An 18,942-nucleotide genomic window follows, 5' to 3' on the forward strand; every position below is an offset into this window, starting at 1 on the left:
AATGACACCTAATCCTTTTTGATCTCTTTGCTTTAGGAACATGCTATAATACTTAAAAATATTGAATAACACAGGAGATTACAGTGAAATTCATCCAGACATTAATCTTAACTTTGTTGTGCGCATGTCTTGTTTATTTCGGCTTTATTTACGTTTCACAATTCGACCAAGTCAAGAAAACAACGTCACCACAAGAAGCCAAAGAAAAAGAAAATGATACCGCACTAGCAGCAGAAGAAACACGTTCTACGAAAAAAACAGAAACAACACATTCTAGTTTAAAAGGAAATAAAAAAGCCATGGACGTCATCCTCTTTAATCAAATGGATGCACCAAAGCTTTATAACGGATGCGAAGTCACGAGCTTAGCCATGCTTCTTCATTACAGCGGCTATGAGCATATAACGAAAAACGCATTGGCAAACGAGATTAAGCGTGTCCCGCTCAATTATGAGAATGGCTTAAAAGGAGACCCTCATGACGGGTTTGTAGGCGATATGGAGAATGGACCAGGTCTTGGTGTGTACCACGAACCCATTTATCAGCTTGCGAAAAAATATGTAGGTAATCAAGCCGTTGACTTAACCGGCAAGCCAGTCAAAAAGGCCATCTATCAATCACTTGAAAAAGGTTATCCTGTCTGGGTCATTACCACTTCGACCTTCGCCAAAACAGATAACATTGAAACATGGAATACACCAAATGGGAAAATAGATATCAGCTTTAATATGCACAGCGTGGTCATCACAGGCTATGACAAAGATCATGTCTACTTAAATAACCCTTACGGAGAAAAGAATCAAAAAGTAGATCGTGAACAGTTTGAGGATTCTTGGAAACAGATGGGCAGCCAGGCGATTATCATTAAAGCATAAACCACTTCTCCCATTGAGAGAATTTACACATGCATCAAAAACATCCTCCATACGAATGGAGGATGTTTTTGAATGATTTATTTTTTTAGTATTTCCTTCAGACGGTCTTCAAGCTTTTCAGCCGTCATCGCACCCCCGCCAAGGCTGATGTATTCATCCCCTTTTTTTAGTAAAAGTGTAGGATAGCCATTCACGTTCAATTGCTGAACCTTTGCAAAATCGGCATACGCATCATTGATCGTTTCTGTCTCCTTCATTCGTTCAACCAATACATCAGGGTCAAGTTGGTGTTTCATAGCGATATCTCTATAAGTTTCTTCATCACTTAGGCTTTTTCCGTCTTGATAAAAGGCCTTTTGCATAGATGAAGCCAAATACAATGCACGCTCTGGTGCGATGGATCTTAATGCAGAAAATCCAATTGCAGCAGCCTCAGAGTCTAAAATGAATGTTCCGTTTTCTAGCAACTCTTCGTAACGGTCTCCAAATTCGACACCTGTCAGCTGACTGATACGCTCATTTGCTTCTGAAATGTGTGGATAATTCTTTATCGGTAGACGACGCTCTCCTACAAATAAACCGCCCGATACAAGTGTCAGTGGTATCTCAGGGTGATTTTCGTGTAAAGCACGGATGCTGTTGGAAAATCCATAACACCAGCCACAATACGCATCCCATACATAGATGAAAGATTTTTCTTGATCATTCATAAGACAGACTCCTCACTCATCGTTTTTTAGCGACAATGAAACGCATGTTATTCTACTTATTCTGCTTCAGAAACCACAGTAAATCGTTCTCCAACATGAGCAGCTTGTTCTATCTCATCGACAAGTGCAACGGCGTAGTCAGCATAACTCACATAGCTGTCACCCTTTGAATTGACGATAAGATGGTCTTTGCCTTTCACATAAGCACCTGTCCGTTTGCCTGCTGGATTAAAGAAGGCTGCTGGACTTAAAAATGTCCATTTTAATCCTTCGGTCTTTTGAAGATCTATTAAATTTTCTCCTTGGTGTGAAGCAGTAGCAAAGTATTCCTTTGGAAACTCCGGTGTGTCCATCAGTCTAGTTGTTTTGGCCTCATCTACAAATAAACTTCCAGCACCTCCCACAACGATTAAACGCGTTTCTGGTGTCTCTTTCAAGAGATGAATGAGTTTTTTCCCTGCTTCTACATGAAGGTGCTCTTGTCCTGCTGGTGCACCAAATGCGTTTACGATCACATCAAAACCTTTGACGTCTCCTGCCTCTAAATGAAAGACATCCTTTTCTAAAACAGATGCTGATGAATTGGTCACTTTTTGTGCATCTCGAACGATTGCCGTTACTTCGTGCCCTCTCGATTGAGCTTCTTTTAAAATGTGTTGTCCTGCTTTACCTGTTGCGCCAATGATTCCAATGTTCATGTAAATTCCTCCTACAATATATTGTTATTTTGATCACTTGAGATGTAACCGCTATAGTTACAACAGAGGTAAAAAAAATTGAATAGATCATCCAATTTTTTTGATTAAAACCTGCGTTAGTTCACTTAATTTGATCTCAGCAAGCACTTGCTCCATCGCACTTTGAGCACGGCACAAAATTAATTCTAATACAGCTTGAATATTTGCACCGATCGGACAGTCAGGGTTAGGGCTTTCATGAATTTGAAACAACTCTCCCTCATCCACAACTTCAACCGCTTTATACACATCGAGCAGTGTCATGTCATCTTCACTGCGATTCAATTGAGAACCGCCTTTGCCAAGACTCGTTGAGATTAGGCCTGCTTTTTTGAGCTTACTCATGATACGGCGAATCACCACTGGATTTGTATTGACACTTCCTGCGATATCCTCCGATGTCTGTAAAGAACCTTTTTCAAGTGATAGCAAGGCCAGAATATGGACAGCGACAGTAAATCTGCTGCTGATTTTCATGTTTTCTCACCTCTGTTGTAATCATTATAGTTACACCATATTAGAATGTCAACAAAAAAGTCTGCCGAGCTACTCAGCAGACGTAGATTGACGTGCTTCCATTTCCTCTTTCGTATAAATCATCCGCATTGGATTTCCTCCAACAAAGGAGCCTGCCGGAACATCTTTGTTCACAAGAGTTCCTGCCGATACAATCGCACCATCACCAATTGTCACTCCAGGTAGAATCGTTGAATTTGCCCCAATTAACACTTCATCACCAATATAGACTTCCCCAAGCCTATACTCTTTAATCAAATACTCATGGGACAGAATGGTTGTGTTATAACCAATCACACTATTTCGGCCGACAGTGATTTTCTCAGGAAACATGAGATCGACCATCACCATTAAAGCAAACGCCGTATCCTCCCCGACTTTCATCCGAAGGAAGGTGCGATAAATCCAATTTTTCATTCCCATAAAAGGCGTATACCTTGCCATTTGAATAAAGATAAAGTTTTTCACAACCTTGAGAAAGGGGACCGTCCGATAGACTTGTCTAAGCGAATTGACCCCTTTGACAGGATAACGATCTGTTTTTCTCAACTTAATCAGCTCCAACAATCGCCAAGAGATCACTCATTTTCTGCAGCATATAATCTGGGCGATGCTTTAACAGGGCTTCTTCTCCCTTAATAGACCAAGCAACACCTGCTGTTTTCGTCCCTGCCGCTTGACCAGATAAAATGTCGTGATAATTATCACCAACCATGATCGCCTCATGCGGATCACTGCCGAGCTTGGATAATGCCAGTTGAACTGGTTCTGGATGCGGCTTTTCATTTTGTACATCATCAAGTGTGACAATGACCTCAAAAAATGGCTCCAATCCAGTCAGCTTTAATCCCATTAAGACCGTATCACGGATTTTTGTTGTCACAATACCAAGCTTAAACCCTCGATCCTGGAGGATTTTCAACGTGTCTAACACCGTCTCGTACTCCGTCACAAGCAGGTCATGCTGTTCATGATTAAACGTTCGATACATCTGGATCATGTCATCTGTCAGATTCGGATCCATTGCAGAGAATGTATCAAATAATGATGGACCAATGAAATGAAGGATATCCTCACGGCTGTATTGACCAGGGTAATAATGATCAAGCGTATGCTGAAATGAAGCAATAATTAATTCATTTGTATTGATTAATGTGCCATCTAAATCAAATAGCACTGTGTTAATAGTTGATTGGTTCATATAGCTTCCTTTCTAACAGCTGCATGTTCCCGCCTCCGCCAAATATAGCTGATGGCAGCTGTCAATAAAATAGCAGAAATAAGGCGAATAAGAAGAAGCGGCCAGACTGGAATACCTAAAGGAATGAAAATCAGTGTATCTTCGACCACCGCATGACACGCCACAAGGAAAATGAAAGCAAGCGTTAAATCCTTTTTGCTGACACCGTCCTCTTCCACTGCCTTCATCATGACGCCTGCCCCGTAGGCAAGACCAATGGTTAAACCAGCCACCATCGTCATAGACGTATTTTCTTTCATTCCAAGCATTCTCGTAAAAGGAGACAGCCACTTAGACAGCGTATGGAGCCACCCTAAGTCTCTCATAAATTGAATGATGATCATGAGAGGAATGACAATACAAGCCAGCTGCAGCACACCAAGAACAGCTTTCTGTAAAGCAAGAAGTACGATCATATACCAGCTAGAAGGCACATCAGCCGACTGAGCAGCTGTCAGCAAACCATATTGCGCCGGCTCCTCGCCTCCCTGCCAAACGAGGTGAATGACAATTGCTGACACGACGGCAAGACTGATTCTCACCAGCAAAATGACAGACACCCGCAGCCCAACCTTCGCCGCCACTGTTGATTCGATGATCAAGTTGTGACAAAAGGAGAGCATGACCGCTAAAATGAACACTTCCTTCACAGGCAGCTCTAATGTCAAGATGGCTGCAATACCCGCATACAAGTTCAGCATATTTCCTAAAACAAGCGGAATGGCCGCTTCCCCTGAAAGACCAAACAGGCCCATAAAAGGACGGATGAATTGTATCATCCAATCCATCACAGGTGTATGCTGCAAGATACTAACGAGAATGGTAACCGGAAAAATGACTTTTCCAAGTGTCCAAGTTGTCGATAACCCTGCTTTCAAGCCGTTTTTCCATGTCTCACCCATCTCTTATCCCCCTTGCTTAATTTGATGAGTTGTTCTCTTTATACCGTATAGATGCATATCCCTTGATTCTTCTAAACACAATCAGCAAAACAGCCACTGCAAATATGGCAATCGAAATCATCTGTGCAATTCGAAGATGCTCAGTCAGCATTAAGCTGTCTGTTCTCATTCCTTCAATGAAGAAACGACCGATTGAATACCAGATTAAATAAGACAAGAAAATTTCGCCTCGACGCAATGATGTTCTACGTAATAAGATTAATATCAAAACGCCTGCGATATTCCATAATGATTCATATAAAAACGTAGGGTGATAGTAGGTCCCGTCAATGTACATCTGATTAATAATAAACTCAGGCAGGTGCAAATTTTCTAAAAAGGCTCTTGAAACAGCCTCACCATGCGCTTCCTGATTAATAAAGTTCCCCCAGCGCCCGATGGCTTGCCCTAGTAAAATACTAGGCGCTGCGACATCGGCGATTTTCCAAAAGGACACCTTTCTCACTTTAGTAAAGACAATCGCTGTCAGCACCGCCCCTATCAGTCCGCCATGTATGGCAATTCCACCATTCCAAATCTTGATGATTTCATTTGGGTGCTGCTGATAATAATCCCATTCAAAGGATACATAATAAATTCGTGCACAAATAATGGCGATAGGAATGGCAAATAAGATGAGATCAATAAACATATCTTTATTGATGCCTCTTTTTTCACACTCCCTTAATGCGAGCCAGAGTCCAAGCAGGGCTCCGACCCCAATAATCACACCATACCAATGAACCGAAATAGGTCCGAGCTGAAAAGCAATCGGATCAATTGGTTGAATTGCTTCATTCATATAGACAGCTCCTATTCATCCTGGCCATTGTCTTCAATGACATCGGCAAGTTTACTTGTAAATTGTTCCGCTGCATTATGTCCCATTCGTTTCAATCTGAAGTTCATAGCAGCTACCTCGATGATGACCGCTAAATTTCGTCCCGGACGTACAGGGATGGTCAGCTTTGGTACATCTGTATCGATGATCCGCATTTTTTCTTCCTCAAGTCCTAAACGGTCATACTGTTTGCCTTGTTCCCAAAGCTCAAGGTTCATAACAATCGTAATTCTCTTATAGCTTCTGACAGCGCCCGCTCCAAATAAGGTCATCACATTAATAATGCCTAATCCACGGATTTCTAGAAGGTGCTCAATCAGCTCTGGTGCGCTTCCAACTAACGTATCCTGATCCTCTTGCCTGATTTCCACGCAATCGTCTGCAACCAGCCTGTGTCCTCTCTTCACCAATTCTAAAGCCGTTTCACTTTTTCCTACGCCACTTTTTCCAATTAACAGTACACCTACACCATATACATCTACGAGTACGCCATGAATCGCAGTCGTTGGTGCAAGCTTGCTTTCTAAGAAGTTCGTTAATCGACTCGAAAGTCTTGTCGTTTTTAAGCTTGAGCGTAAAACCGGCACTCCATTTTCATTTGAAGCTTCGATCAATTCCTTTGGTACTTCACGATCTCGTGACAAAATGATGGCAGGGGTAATATCTGTACAAAGAGACATCATTCTCTGCTTTCGTTCGCGTTCTGGGAGCTGTTCAAAAAAAGAAAGCTCTGTCTTCCCTAAAAGTTGAACTCTTTCTTTTGGGTAATATGTAAAATATCCAGCCATTTCAATACCTGGTCTGGAAAGGTCACTGATTGTAATGGGACGATTAATCCCTTCTTCCCCACTTACCAGTTCAAGATGAAATTGTTCCATTATGTCCTTCGTACGAACTTTCGGCACGCTTCTTCCTCCTTTTATCACAGGCGTTTCAGAAATACAGCTCTATTTTATCACTTTCAATGATGAACCCAAAACAGTATTTTATCCTGATCCTGTTTCAACACATTTACTGGTATAGACAACTATACTTAAAAAAGGTAAACTGAATCTAACGACGAGAATAAGGGGGCACAATCATGAGCAGTTCTTTATTGCTCTCCAATATTCATATTGTGACAAAGACAGAAATCATTAAAAACGGTTTTGTCGGTTTACGCGATGGCAAGATCGACTATATTTCAACATCACCGCCGACAGGAAATTATGAAAAAGTATATATTTCCCGGGAAAACTTTTATTTACTCCCCGGAATGATTGATATTCACATCCATGGGGGATATGGTGCAGATATGATGGATGCGACACCAGAAGCCATGAATACGCTTGCTGATCACTTACCCGCAGAAGGAACGACAAGCTTTTTAGCAACAACCATTACACAAAATCATCAAGAGATTGAGCAAGCACTTAAAAATGTCGCACAGTGGAGACCCTATAATGAAAAGCAAGCTGGAAGGCAGGCACAATGTTTAGGCATTCATCTAGAAGGTCCTTTTATTTCTAAAGATAAAGCTGGAGCGCAGCCTGCCCAATGGATTACACAGGCTAACCTTCCTCTTTTTGAGAAATGGCTGAGTGCATCTGATCAGCTGATTCGAATTGTCACTTTTGCACCTGAGGAAGATACTGATTTTGCATTTCTTTCCCTGCTAAAAGAAAAAAATATCATTCCTTCTATTGGACATACAAATGCTCCTCATGACATGATTGAACTAGCAGCAAAGCACGGTGCGCGTCATGTCACGCATCTTTATAATGCGATGAGTTCATTTCAGCATCGTGAGCCAAATGTTGCAGGGGCTGCGCTTACAAACGAAAAGCTTTTGACTGAGCTGATTACAGATGGCATTCATTCACATCCTCTTTCCGTAAAGCTTGCGTATTTGGCTAAGGGAAGTGAACGTTTGATCATGATTACAGACTCAATGCGTGCAAAAGGACTTGGAGAGGGAACCTACGAATTTGGCGGACAGACTGTGACAGTCAGCGGTGAAAAAGCATTGCTAGCAGATGGAACACTTGCAGGATCGATTTTACAAATGAAAGATGGGGTCAAACGTATGAGACAGATCACACAATGTGGATGGACAGAAATTGCTCAAATGACCTCAACAAATGCAGCCACTCAGCTCGGGATCGATCATCAGCTCGGTTCGATCGAAGTTGGAAAACTGGCAGACTTGGTCATTTGGGATGAATCTGGCGAACTCATGATGACGATCTGCCATGGACAAATCGTTTATGAAAAAAAGGAGGCCACACACTGATGAACATCATCGAATTTGCAGATAAAGATCAATTAGGAAAAGCAGCAGCTGCTTTCATTGCACGTACCATTGAATCAAAAACAGATGCAGTTCTCGGTCTGGCAACTGGCGGTACACCAATTGACACTTATAAAGAGTTAATTCAGTTGCATCAAACAGAACAATTGTCTTTCAAACAAGCAAGAACAGTGAATCTGGATGAGTACGTGGGAATTGATCCAAATCATGAAAATAGTTATATGACTTACATGAAGCGACATTTATTTGACCATATTGATCTCCCGTCAGATCAATATTTCCTTCCCAATGGTGCTGCTTCTCACTTGGAAGAAGAGTGCTTAAGGTATGATCAGCTCATTGAAGATTTAGGGGGCATTGATCTTCAGCTACTTGGTATCGGACAAAATGGACATATCGGGTTTAATGAACCTGGTACTCCCTTCGACTCAAAGACGCATGTCGTCCAATTAGATGAACACACTCGCCAGGCCAATGCAAGATACTTTTCTTCTATTGATGAGGTACCTACACATGCCATTACAATGGGAATTGCAAGCATTCTTTCAAGCAAAAAAATTCTCCTTCTCGCATCAGGAAAATCAAAAGCGGACGTGATACAATATTTAGAACGAACAGAGATTCACCCAGACTTCCCTGCATCTGCTCTAAAACTTCATGAAGATGTGACGATTTTTATTGATCGAGAAGCTGGTTCACTACGCTAAACACGAGAGGATTTTCACATGTTTATTGATAAGCAGTCACCTATCCCCATGTACCATCAGATTATGGAGAACTTGAAAAAGCAGATTGAGGATGGAACGTTAGCACCTGATACACTCATTCCTTCTGAAAGAGAATATGCCGAACGCTTTGGTATTAGCCGAATGACTGTCAGACAAGCCTTATCGAACCTTGTGAACGAAGGATATTTATACCGGCAAAAAGGAAAAGGAACATTTGTTAGCCGAAAGAAGTTTGAACAACCGCTTCAGGGCTTAACAAGCTTTACAGAAGATATGCGTCAACGTGGGTTCAACGCTTCAAGTCAGTTGATTGATTTCAAAAAAGTCGCATGCCCAGAGCACTTGCTGCAATCATTACAGCTGTCGAACAGTGAAGATGTTTATGAATTAAAACGAATCCGCCTTGCAAACAATGAACCAATGGCTATTGAAACGAGTTATATACCTGAAAAATTTGCTGGCGAGCTCACAAAGGACCATTTAACTGGATCTTTATATGAATATATAGAAACGAACACAGGTCTAACCATTGCCCATGCCAAGCAGGAGCTTGAAGCCAATGTTGCTTCAAAGGAAGAAGCTGACCTGCTGTCTATTTCTTTAGGGGACCCTGTCCTCTCCATTGTAAGAACAACTTATTTTCAAAATGACCTTCCATTCGAGTATGTCATATCCGTTTATAGAGGGGATCGATACAAGCTCACTCACACAATGGAAAGATAAAACTGTGCTCCTGAAAGCACAGTTTTTTATTTCCTAAGAAATGTTGATTGATCATCATTTTTTGTATTAATTTTCCATATAGGCGAGATCGCTTTCCCTTCGAAACGGTCTTTTGCGACAGTGTACCAATAATATTCTTGATTTGGCTTTAACCCTTTCCATTCAAAGGTTGCTTTTTTACCACTTTTCACACCTTTGACTTCTCCAAGAAGAACGTTTGTGTAGACATTCAATTCAAAATAATTGGTTTTAACGGATTTCATTTTTGGTGTTAAATCGACATCAATTGAAAATTCATCTTGATCTCCATACGTTTTTGGATCATAAAAATGTTCTTGATTCAAGTAGGGTGAGTATGTGGTGAAATGAAGTTTATTTTTTTCTTGATCTGCAGTGATCAGCCGCATAAAACCTTGACCGCCTTCAGGACCTGACTGGTAATCTGCAAGGATTTGATATACTTTTCTGTCCACTTTTCCATCATGATCATCGTCAATCTCATCTACTTTTCGACTGGCTCCGTGGTAGTGGCCACTAAATACTGCGACAATATTCGGGTGACGTTTTACCACTTGATGGAAGATCAAATCTCCAATTGGGCTTCGATTGCCGCTCACTAACAAATACTCATGGAAATTTAAAATGACAATTCGATCTGGATGTTCAGAAATGACTCGATTTAACCAGTCAATCTCATTTTGCTTGATCCCCCAGCCCATATACACCATCATATAATCATTGCCACCAGCAGAGATAAGATCATAATGACCTCGATTGTTTTGATAGGATTCACCGTAATACGGCTTGTCTTCAAAGCGTTTCGCTCCAAAATATCTCCCATATTCCCTATAATGGCCGTCTTTGTGCCTGACATCATGATTACCAGCTAATACACCGTAAGGAATATGATGCTGATCTAACACACGCATAAATGTATCGGCACGATTCCACTGCTTATCCTTTGAATCATCCACAATATCACCTGTATGGAACACATATTGAATATTTAATGGGTCCCTTTGATCTCTGATCCACTCGACCATTTTTTTGAAGATATGAGGATAACTTCTGGCATAATATTGAGTATCAGACATCCACACCATCTTATAAGGCTTTAACGTCTTACTGATCTCATCTTGTACAAGCAAATCAAACGTTTGATTTTTCATATACTGTCTGACTGACAGCAGCCCTTTCAGGTAAAATTCCTTTTCATCCTTGGCAAAGTGATGAGTGATTTTATCCCACTTTTCTTGCTGATGATTCCAAGCGTACATCGTTACCTTTCTCCCTGATAATGAGCTTCCTTTCCATACAGCCTCGACAACATCCTTTTCACGTACATCGTGATGAACCTTGATTTGAAAGCGATGATAAGGAAAATGCTGTAGATCTTTCGTTTCCACTGATTTACCATCAGCAAATGCAATGCGATTTCTTTCTCGATTAGAAAAAATCATTTCACCTGTTTCATTTAAATGTTTTGGCGGCTCTGTTTCCGCTGCATATTTGAAAATCTTCATGGACGGATGCAGCGATGTATATTGATAGGCACGGTAAAAGGAGTAATCTAACTGATCATTAGTAGGATCATTGGTTAGCACTGTTTGCTTAGATGATTCCTTTTTTGTCCTATCTGACACTCTCTCTGGCGTTTCAGGGTGTTCATGTACCGTCTTAAAAACCTTTTTCAAAGTTGATTTGTTTCCAGCGGCATCTTTTGCTTTTATCTTCAACGTGTGCTCCCCAGGTTCTAATTCGCTAGAGGACGTTTGATAAGGCAAAGAGATCGGTTTTCCATCTAAATATGCCTTCATCTCCGCTATGTCACTCCAACGATCCGTCACCTTTGCCTTTAACGTAAAGACGCCTTTATATTGGTCATTTGCCTGTATATTACTCTTGATTTTCGGACCCGTGTTATCGACTTTCACACGTACAGATTGAGATTCGTCTGCGGTTTTAGCCTGAACAACATGTACTCCTTCTTTCAGCCTTCTTGTATCCCACTGAATATAGCTTGAAGCATATGCTTGCTTCGGGATTTGAAACTGAAATGCTCTTACTTTCTTAGCGCTTCCACCGTCGCCCATTTTCCATTCCTCATGCTGGCTCGCATTTAGAGGCAGAATTTGAGTTCCATTCGATAAAATCATCTGGACATTTTTCAATTCAAAATCATCGTGATTTTCTCCAGGAAATCGGTCAAACGGCGATGACTTCGTCCCAGCATGGAATGATATCGTTTGTGGACCTGCCTTTTCTAAGTGTTTTTCTGGTATTGGTATCGTATAGGTGCGATACACTTTTGTCGAATCATCAAAAATGGAAAGTAAGTGCTTACCTATAGACACACCATTCTTAAAATATAAATTTGTCCCTTTGACATCAAATGCAAGATATGGATCTGCTTCAAGTGCAGGGAATACTTGTCGAATCGGTTTTCCATCTATCATTAATTTTATACTTTTTTTCTGATCTGCTGTTGCTTTTAAGTGAAATACGCCAGAAACCGTATCTCCTTCTTCTACATTCAATCGAAGGCCGTGAGCTTTGCTTACTTGTTCCACATCAATTGTTTTTTTCATTGTCATTGCTTGATTTTCGCCGTCTGACGCTTCAATCTGATATTCCAATCGTTCTTTACCGATGAGCTCAGGTGAATAAATAATATGGTGAAACAGCCGATCATTATGATCCTTTTGAAGCAGCACCTCTTTAAAATCTTCATGACGATTGGTTCGATATCGCAATTTGACCGTTTTGACGGACTGATCATCCTGCACATCTGCTCTCATTTCAATGCCTTCAGTTGGTTTTATCGGTTGATTGTCTGTCATATCTTCGATCACAGGTTTATGAACATCTTGTGATATTTCTTTTTTTTCAGTTGGAATTTGTGCTTTTAACACTTTTCCGGGTGTCGGCTCTTCCTCCACTTTCGAGATCAGCTTCATTTGTGTCGTACCATCCATTGGATACTTGAACAGTAACGATCTGTGCTCGCTAAACAATGAAGGCTTTAAACGATAGGATGCTGACGATACCTCTTCTCCTATATTTGTTGTGATAGAGACAAGGCGTGATTTAGAATTGGACAATCCTTTACTCTCAATGACCGATAGATGCTCGCCCTCTTTTAAATGGCTTTTGTACATCGCATTAAAGTCCGCTACCGTTAAATGCTCCTGCCCTTTTTTTCTAAGCCAAAATACGTACGGTTTCCCAGGAGAAATGGTGATCGGACTTGTGTGAAATGAATATATATCATCCATCTCCACGCCTTGCGCTGGATTGCGATAGCGAAGCTGGTAATGTCGAAGTGAAATGGGTGCATGTGTTGTGTTATACACCTCGATGAATTCAAAAGCATCCTTGCCTTTGCGGTTTTTTGAATTCACGACGATTTCTGTCATCAATAGCTCAGGAATTTGTGAGAGATCCTCTTCAAATCCGTTTAAGTGAACTGCTTGTTCGGTTGTTTTGATGACAGACTTCTGCGTCAAGAATTCTGTATAGTAATGAACTGTTGGATTCCACAATTGATCTGTCGGGATTTTCGCTGTGAATTCTGGTTTCACCCCCGGCAATCGTTCCATTGGGATCAATCGATATCCTAGTTCATCACTCTGTTTATAGTACAAGTTTGCAGACAAAATTTGCTCTGACTGACTAATAGATGCCCGAAATTGAAGATCACGTTTTTTTCCTTGAACCGGACGTACATCTACTTGAAATTGATCAAAGATAAAAGGTGAAAAGGGCTTATTTCGTATGTTCACTTGTGTTTGTGTCAAAGATCCTGCTGAAGCAGGCTGACTGAAACAAAAAAGAATGCTCAAAAAAAGCAAAAGAATGATTTGTCTGCTCACATTCACCATCGTGCACCGCCTCCCTTCGGATATTGTGTCTCCTGAAGACGGTTTTTATGACAGATGGAACGGGGAAACGATATAAATTCACACAAAAAAACCGTTAGCTTTTTTTCGCTAACGGTTCCACGATTCCTTTCTGTATGAGCAGATGGAAAATGGATAAAATGACAGCCATCCAAATGGCCGTTCCAAACCCATCAATGTTAAAACTATCTCCCATAAAGCTTGAGGTCATCATCAGTGTGATGGCATTAATGACAAAGAGGAACAATCCTAGTGAAAGTACTGTCACTGGCAGCGTTAAAATGATCAAAAACGGCTTTACTAAAATATTGAGCAAGGACAAAATAATACTTGCTACAATCGCTGCGCCAAAGCCTTCAATATACACACTACCAAGGCCTGGCAGAATGCCTGAATCAAAATATCCAGCAATGACGATTAAAAGTAATGCATTGACGAAAATACTAACGATCCATCTAAGCATTTAGTTAGTGCCTTCTTCCGGAACAACAAAATACCAGATGAAATAGATCAAGAAGATCGGCATAAATGCTGTCATAAATCCGATGATCACCGTTAAAATACGAAGCAGGGATGCATCGACACTTAAGTATTCAGCAAGTCCACCGACAACACCCGCTATTTTTTTATCTGTCGCTGAACGATAAAGCTTCTTCATGTAGAATCACTCCTTGTCTGATTGGTGCTTTACTTGGATTGAGCCTGTTTTTGTTTCTGCAAAAATGGATATATTGTGCTCCGCCTGTTGATTGGCCTTGATCATTTTCTCTTTTTGCAGCGTTTCATTTTTCTCTTTAATCATATTTGCATCAAGCAGCTCATGAGAGATCGATCCGAGATTGCTTTTCAGCTCCGCAGTCACTGCACAAGCACGCGGAATCTGAACGTCCACACTGCCTGTTGTCGTTTTTGCATAGATCGAACGGCATTTCTCATCTGACAGCTGAACAGCAATGTTCCCATTGAAGCTCTGTGCATCAATTGATTCACTTTTCCCGCGCAGGTCAATGAGCCCATTAATGGTTTCTACTTCAATCATACCACACTCGTGATCAGCCAGTTTGATTTGTCCATTTGCTGTTTCAATTCCGACTTTTTCTGCTTGTAAAGAGGCAAAAGAGACGACGCCATTTGTTGTTTTTGCAGCCAGTTCTTTTGTCTTTAGCTTTTCCCCGCGAATCGGTCCATTAAACAGTTTGACTTTGATTTTATCGTATTGGATACGTGGTACATACAGGGTGACATTGACCTTCATGGTCTTCTTTTCAGTTCGGATAAAAAATTTGTCCCCTTCAAGTCCGCAATCCAGATGTTGAAGAAATTGCTGTCTGGCCTGCTCTCCATCCTCTGCACGGTAAATTTTCGCATGACACTCTGCCCGAACATCCCCATCATCCCAAGGCATCAAATTGAGACTGCCGTTTGCCAATTGAATATCTAAATGGGACAGTGCCGCGTCTTTGAATTGAAAAATGTGTTCAACGTCGACGGACTGTCCAAAGTTCAAATCAAGATCTACATCTTTGACCTTTTTCACTGCCGAATCTAACCATCCAAACAGCTTTGCACCGAGGTTTTCAGTACCAGTTCCTTTATTCTCTGTTCCAGCTTTTTCTTCATGAAAGGTATGATCAGCCGTTGATTTTTCTAGTGAAATGGACTGATTTTCTTCTAGTTTTTCAAGCAGCGTAATCGCTTCTTTTGCAGATAATGTCCCGTCTTCTACTAATTTTAAAATGCGTTCTTTTTCATTCATACAAAGCCCTCCTACGATTTGATGGATTGAAGCACTTTAATACCTTGAATGATATTCCAAATGACAGAGATCAAAAAGCCAATGGCGACTAAAAAGGACAAGATAAGTACGGTGAACACTGGAACGAGTGAGTCGCTTGCCTGTGTCGTCAATAAAAAGGGGATAGCTCCAAAAACCAGCAGCACACACGCTGCGACTGGCAAAACATGTGACCACAATGCACGCAGCGAATGCCGTTTCGTTTCCTTTTGATCCACTACAAAATATGCCACGATCGGTACAATAAACGGCATGAAAAATACACTAAAATAACAAATAGATGCAATGATCGACTGATCTCTGTTCATATATATTCGCTCCTTCATGATGAAAATTCCTTTCTAACTCATACGTTTATGGCGTATAAAAAGTTTCAAACTCATTCGATTTACATATGACCTTAGACACAAATTATTTCTTTTTGCACCTAAGTGTAGATTCTTCATGGATTACCCTTTAAAATATGTTGAAAAGATGGTGATTATCATTATAGGGGGTAATTATTTTGACAGATCATCATAATGCTAACCACACGGCACAAACGCTTTTAGACCTTATACAGAAACAGAAAAGCATGAACAGCGATATGATCAAGGAGCTAGAGGCCATTCATCCGTCTCATCCGAAGTATGGTGATATCCGTTATTTAAAAGTACTGCTCGATAGTAGCAGCACTCATATTTTAAAGGATTTAACGCACCTCAGTAACTTAATGCCCAAGGAAGATGTGCAATAAAAGGAAAACCCCTCTTTTCCGAGGGGTTTTTCTTTATGAGGATGTCACACTTTCTGTTTCTTTGACTAACTGTTTCATTCGCTCACGATCACGCTCTAAAATCGGTCTTAAGTATCGACCGGTGTAAGAAGCTTCTTCTTTAGCAATGTGTTCAGGTGTTCCTGAAGCAATAATCGTTCCTCCTCCAGCACCGCCTTCTGGTCCTAGATCAACAAGGTAATCGGCAGCCTTAATAATATCAAGATTGTGCTCAATGACCAATACCGTATCCCCGTTTTCGACCAAGCGCTGGAGCACTTTTAACAACCTAGCAATATCATCCACATGAAGACCGGTTGTCGGTTCGTCTAAAATATACAAAGATCTTCCGTTTGAACGGCGGTGAAGCTCAGATGCCAATTTCACACGCTGCGCCTCTCCACCAGACAATGTCGTGGCAGGCTGCCCAAGTGTAATGTATCCTAATCCAACATCAAAGATCGTTTGCAGCTTCCGCTTAATTTTCGGGATATTCTCGAAAAATTGAAGTGCGTCCTCTACCGTCATTTCAAGCACATCGGAAATATTTTTCCCTTTATACGTGACCTCTAACGTCTCACGGTTATAACGTTTCCCGTGACACACTTCACAAGGCACGTATACATCAGGTAAAAAGTGCATTTCAATTTTAATAATGCCATCTCCACGACATGCTTCGCAGCGTCCACCTTTCACGTTAAAGCTGAATCGCCCTTTTTTATAGCCTCGTACCTTCGCTTCATTGGTTTGCGCAAACACATCCCGCACATCATCAAATACACCTGTATACGTAGCAGGGTTGGATCTTGGTGTACGGCCAATTGGAGATTGATCAATATCAATGACTTTGTCTAAGTGATCCATTCCTTTGATTTCTTTGTGCTGTCCTGGCTTCGCTTTTGCTCTGTGCAGTTTTTGGGCGAGGGATTTCAATAAAATTTCATTCACAAGTGTACTTTTCCCTGATCCTGACACACCCGTCACAGCGGTAAAGACACCTAAAGGAAATTTCGCATTCACGTTTTTAAGGTTGTTTTCTTTTGCCCCTTTAATTTCAATGAAGCGGCCGTCAGGCTTTCGTCTCTCAATCGGAAGCGGGATGAATTTCTCACCAGATAAATATTGTCCAGTCAACGATTTTGGGTCTTTCATGACTTCTTCTGGCGTTCCAGCTGAAATCACTTCTCCTCCATGAACCCCTGCACCTGGTCCAATATCAATGAGATAATCAGCGGCAAGCATCGTATCTTCATCATGTTCTACGACAATCAGTGTGTTTCCGATATCACGCATGTTTTTCAATGTCCCAATCAACCGGTCATTATCCCGTTGATGCAGACCAATCGATGGTTCATCTAAAATATAAAGAACGCCTGTCAGTCTTGATCCGATTTGTGTCGCCAAACGAATCCGCTGCGCCTCCCCGCCTGATAATGTGCCAGCAGACCGGCTTAATGTCAGATAATCTAACCCCACATTATTCAAGAAGGACAAGCGCTCTTTGATTTCACGTAAAATGAGCTGGGCAATCTGCAAATCTTTCTCAGACAACTCAATTTTCTCATAGAAATCAAGGGCATCAGATACAGACAAATCGGTCATTTCTCCGATATGTTTGCCATTGATGAGAACCGCAAGCGTTTCTTTTTTCAGGCGATATCCTTTACAGGTCGGGCATGGCTGATTGGCCATATATTTTTCCATTTGCTCCCGAATATAATCGGAGCTCGTTTCCTTGTAACGCCGTTCAATGTTACGAAGCACACCTTCAAACTCGATTTCATTTTCACGGACCTGGCCAAAATCATTTTCATATTTAAAATAAATCGGCTCAGAGCCGCTACCATATAAAATTTTATCAAATAAATGCGGCGGGATATCTTTTACCGGAATATCCATGTCAATTCCATAATGTGTACATACCGCCTCAAGAAGCTGCGGGTAATATTGTGAGCTTTGAGGCTCCCATGGGGCAATGGCATGCTGACGTAAAGTCAAATCCTTATTCGGAATCACAAGCTCTGGATCTACTTCTAGTTTAGAACCAAGCCCATCACAGCTTGGACAGGCACCGAAAGGGCTATTAAACGAGAACATTCTTGGCTCAAGTTCCCCAATAGAGAATCCGCAGTGCGGACAAGCATGATGCTCACTAAATAACAGCTCCTCTTGTCCAATCACATCAATCATCACACGACCTTCACCAAGTCGGAGTGCCGTTTCAAGAGAATCAGACAACCGTGCAGCCACGCCTTCTTTCACGACAATTCGATCAATCACCACTTCAATGGAATGCTTTTTATTCTTTTCAAGCTCGATCTCTTCTGACAGGTCCTCCATCTCGCCATCAACTCTGACTCGAACGTAGCCCTGCTTCCGAATTTGATCAAGTACTTTCACGTGAGTTCCCTTACGTCCAGATACAACCGGAGCAAGCACTTGTAGTTTCGTTCGTTCTGGATACTCTAAAATGCGGTCTGTCATTTGCTCAATCGTCTGTGATGTAATTTCGATCCCATGAATAGGACAAATCGGTTTTCCGACTCGAGCATATAATAGACGCAAGTAATCATAAATTTCTGTAACAGTCCCAACGGTTGATCGAGGGTTCCTGCTTGTCGTTTTCTGGTCAATACTAATCGCTGGAGAAAGCCCTTCAATCGCATCTACATCTGGTTTGTCCATTTGACCGAGAAATTGACGTGCATAGGCTGACAGTGATTCAACATACCTACGCTGACCTTCTGCATAAATGGTATCGAAGGCAAGCGACGATTTTCCCGAACCAGATAAACCCGTAATGACCACTAGCTGATCGCGCGGGATATTGACATCAATATTTTTAAGGTTGTGGGCTCTTGCCCCTTTCACCTCTATTCGTTCCATAGCCATC

The 18,942-nt window shown here is 41.3% G+C and carries 19 protein-coding genes; 5 read left to right on the forward strand and 14 right to left on the reverse strand.

Translation table 11 applies throughout. From position 1 onward, the window contains the following. The first annotated feature begins 83 nt into the window (after positions 1–83). Complete coding sequence (locus tag ASG46_RS02295) at positions 84–875, forward strand: C39 family peptidase (protein ID WP_046344544.1); 792 nt, start codon at positions 84–86, stop codon at positions 873–875. A gap of 77 nt (positions 876–952) precedes the next feature. On the opposite strand, the gene ASG46_RS02300 is transcribed toward ASG46_RS02295, so the two are convergent. The 8 genes from ASG46_RS02300 to hprK form a co-directional block, all read right to left on the reverse strand. Continuing rightward, positions 953–1,585 carry a DsbA family protein gene (locus ASG46_RS02300; protein WP_056702878.1) on the reverse strand — a complete coding sequence of 211 codons (633 nt, stop codon included), beginning with the start codon at positions 1,583–1,585 and terminating at the stop codon, positions 953–955. A gap of 56 nt (positions 1,586–1,641) precedes the next feature. After that, positions 1,642–2,283, reverse strand: coding sequence for an NAD(P)-dependent oxidoreductase (locus ASG46_RS02305; RefSeq protein WP_056702879.1), 642 nt, complete (start codon positions 2,281–2,283; stop codon positions 1,642–1,644). An 87-nt stretch (positions 2,284–2,370) separates the two neighbouring features. Beyond that, on the reverse strand, positions 2,371–2,799 hold the full coding sequence (locus ASG46_RS02310) for an Rrf2 family transcriptional regulator (RefSeq protein WP_024719891.1): 429 nt from the start codon (positions 2,797–2,799) through the stop codon (positions 2,371–2,373). A gap of 69 nt (positions 2,800–2,868) precedes the next feature. Beyond that, entirely contained in the window at positions 2,869–3,387 is a 519-nt protein-coding gene (locus ASG46_RS02315) for an acyltransferase (RefSeq protein WP_017368116.1), read from the reverse strand. Between the two features lies 1 nt (position 3,388). Continuing rightward, a complete protein-coding gene (gene ppaX / locus ASG46_RS02320) occupies positions 3,389–4,039 on the reverse strand; it encodes a pyrophosphatase PpaX (RefSeq protein WP_017357895.1) in 651 nt (216 codons plus the stop codon). Beyond that, positions 4,036–4,980 (reverse strand): nucleoside recognition domain-containing protein, encoded by a 945-nt coding sequence (locus ASG46_RS02325; RefSeq protein ID WP_056702882.1) that lies wholly within the window; start codon positions 4,978–4,980, stop codon positions 4,036–4,038. Before ASG46_RS02325 ends, ppaX begins: the two co-directional genes overlap by 4 nt. 16 nt (positions 4,981–4,996) lie before the next feature. Beyond that, the gene (gene lgt / locus ASG46_RS02330; protein WP_017368118.1) at positions 4,997–5,821 is read right to left on the reverse strand and encodes a prolipoprotein diacylglyceryl transferase; all 825 of its coding nucleotides are present in this window, start codon (positions 5,819–5,821) and stop codon (positions 4,997–4,999) included. Between the two features lie 11 nt (positions 5,822–5,832). Next, a complete protein-coding gene (hprK, locus tag ASG46_RS02335) occupies positions 5,833–6,765 on the reverse strand; it encodes an HPr(Ser) kinase/phosphatase (RefSeq protein WP_003212943.1) in 933 nt (310 codons plus the stop codon). Between the two features lie 176 nt (positions 6,766–6,941). Between hprK and nagA the strand changes: the two genes are divergently transcribed. From nagA to ASG46_RS02350, 3 genes are read left to right on the forward strand one after another with little or no spacing between them, the layout of a single operon-like run. After that, positions 6,942–8,132 carry an N-acetylglucosamine-6-phosphate deacetylase gene (gene nagA / locus ASG46_RS02340; RefSeq protein ID WP_035701539.1) on the forward strand — a complete coding sequence of 397 codons (1,191 nt, stop codon included), beginning with the start codon at positions 6,942–6,944 and terminating at the stop codon, positions 8,130–8,132. Beyond that, a complete protein-coding gene (gene nagB / locus ASG46_RS02345; RefSeq protein ID WP_046527618.1) occupies positions 8,132–8,857 on the forward strand; it encodes a glucosamine-6-phosphate deaminase in 726 nt (241 codons plus the stop codon). Before nagA ends, nagB begins: the two co-directional genes overlap by 1 nt. An 18-nt stretch (positions 8,858–8,875) precedes the next feature. Beyond that, complete coding sequence (locus ASG46_RS02350) at positions 8,876–9,601, forward strand: GntR family transcriptional regulator (protein ID WP_056702884.1); 726 nt, start codon at positions 8,876–8,878, stop codon at positions 9,599–9,601. Positions 9,602–9,627: 26 nt separating this feature from the next. Here the strand turns inward: ASG46_RS02350 and ASG46_RS02355 are convergent, their stop codons facing one another. From ASG46_RS02355 to ASG46_RS02375, 5 genes are all read right to left on the reverse strand, one after another. Beyond that, positions 9,628–13,482 (reverse strand): metallophosphoesterase, encoded by a 3,855-nt coding sequence (locus tag ASG46_RS02355; protein ID WP_056702886.1) that lies wholly within the window; start codon positions 13,480–13,482, stop codon positions 9,628–9,630. Positions 13,483–13,576: 94 nt separating this feature from the next. Further along, positions 13,577–13,963: a phage holin family protein gene (locus ASG46_RS02360; RefSeq protein WP_007500042.1), complete on the reverse strand. Its 387-nt coding sequence runs from the start codon at positions 13,961–13,963 to the stop codon at positions 13,577–13,579. Next, complete coding sequence (locus ASG46_RS02365) at positions 13,964–14,158, reverse strand: PspC domain-containing protein (RefSeq protein ID WP_008348183.1); 195 nt, start codon at positions 14,156–14,158, stop codon at positions 13,964–13,966. A gap of 6 nt (positions 14,159–14,164) precedes the next feature. After that, a complete protein-coding gene (locus tag ASG46_RS02370; protein ID WP_007500040.1) occupies positions 14,165–15,256 on the reverse strand; it encodes a DUF4097 family beta strand repeat-containing protein in 1,092 nt (363 codons plus the stop codon). A gap of 11 nt (positions 15,257–15,267) precedes the next feature. Next, on the reverse strand, positions 15,268–15,603 hold the full coding sequence (locus ASG46_RS02375) for a hypothetical protein (protein WP_008348186.1): 336 nt from the start codon (positions 15,601–15,603) through the stop codon (positions 15,268–15,270). A gap of 197 nt (positions 15,604–15,800) precedes the next feature. Here ASG46_RS02375 and ASG46_RS02380 point away from each other — a divergent pair, with 197 nt between their 5' ends. Continuing rightward, a complete protein-coding gene (locus ASG46_RS02380) occupies positions 15,801–16,031 on the forward strand; it encodes a hypothetical protein (RefSeq protein WP_008348188.1) in 231 nt (76 codons plus the stop codon). Between the two features lie 33 nt (positions 16,032–16,064). On the opposite strand, the gene uvrA is transcribed toward ASG46_RS02380, so the two are convergent. Next, positions 16,065–18,941 (reverse strand): excinuclease ABC subunit UvrA, encoded by a 2,877-nt coding sequence (uvrA, locus tag ASG46_RS02385; protein WP_056702888.1) that lies wholly within the window; start codon positions 18,939–18,941, stop codon positions 16,065–16,067. Position 18,942 lies beyond the last annotated feature (1 nt).

The organism is Bacillus sp. Leaf49 (assembly GCF_001426125.1).
GTDB classification, from domain to species: domain Bacteria; phylum Bacillota; class Bacilli; order Bacillales; family Bacillaceae; genus Bacillus; species Bacillus altitudinis.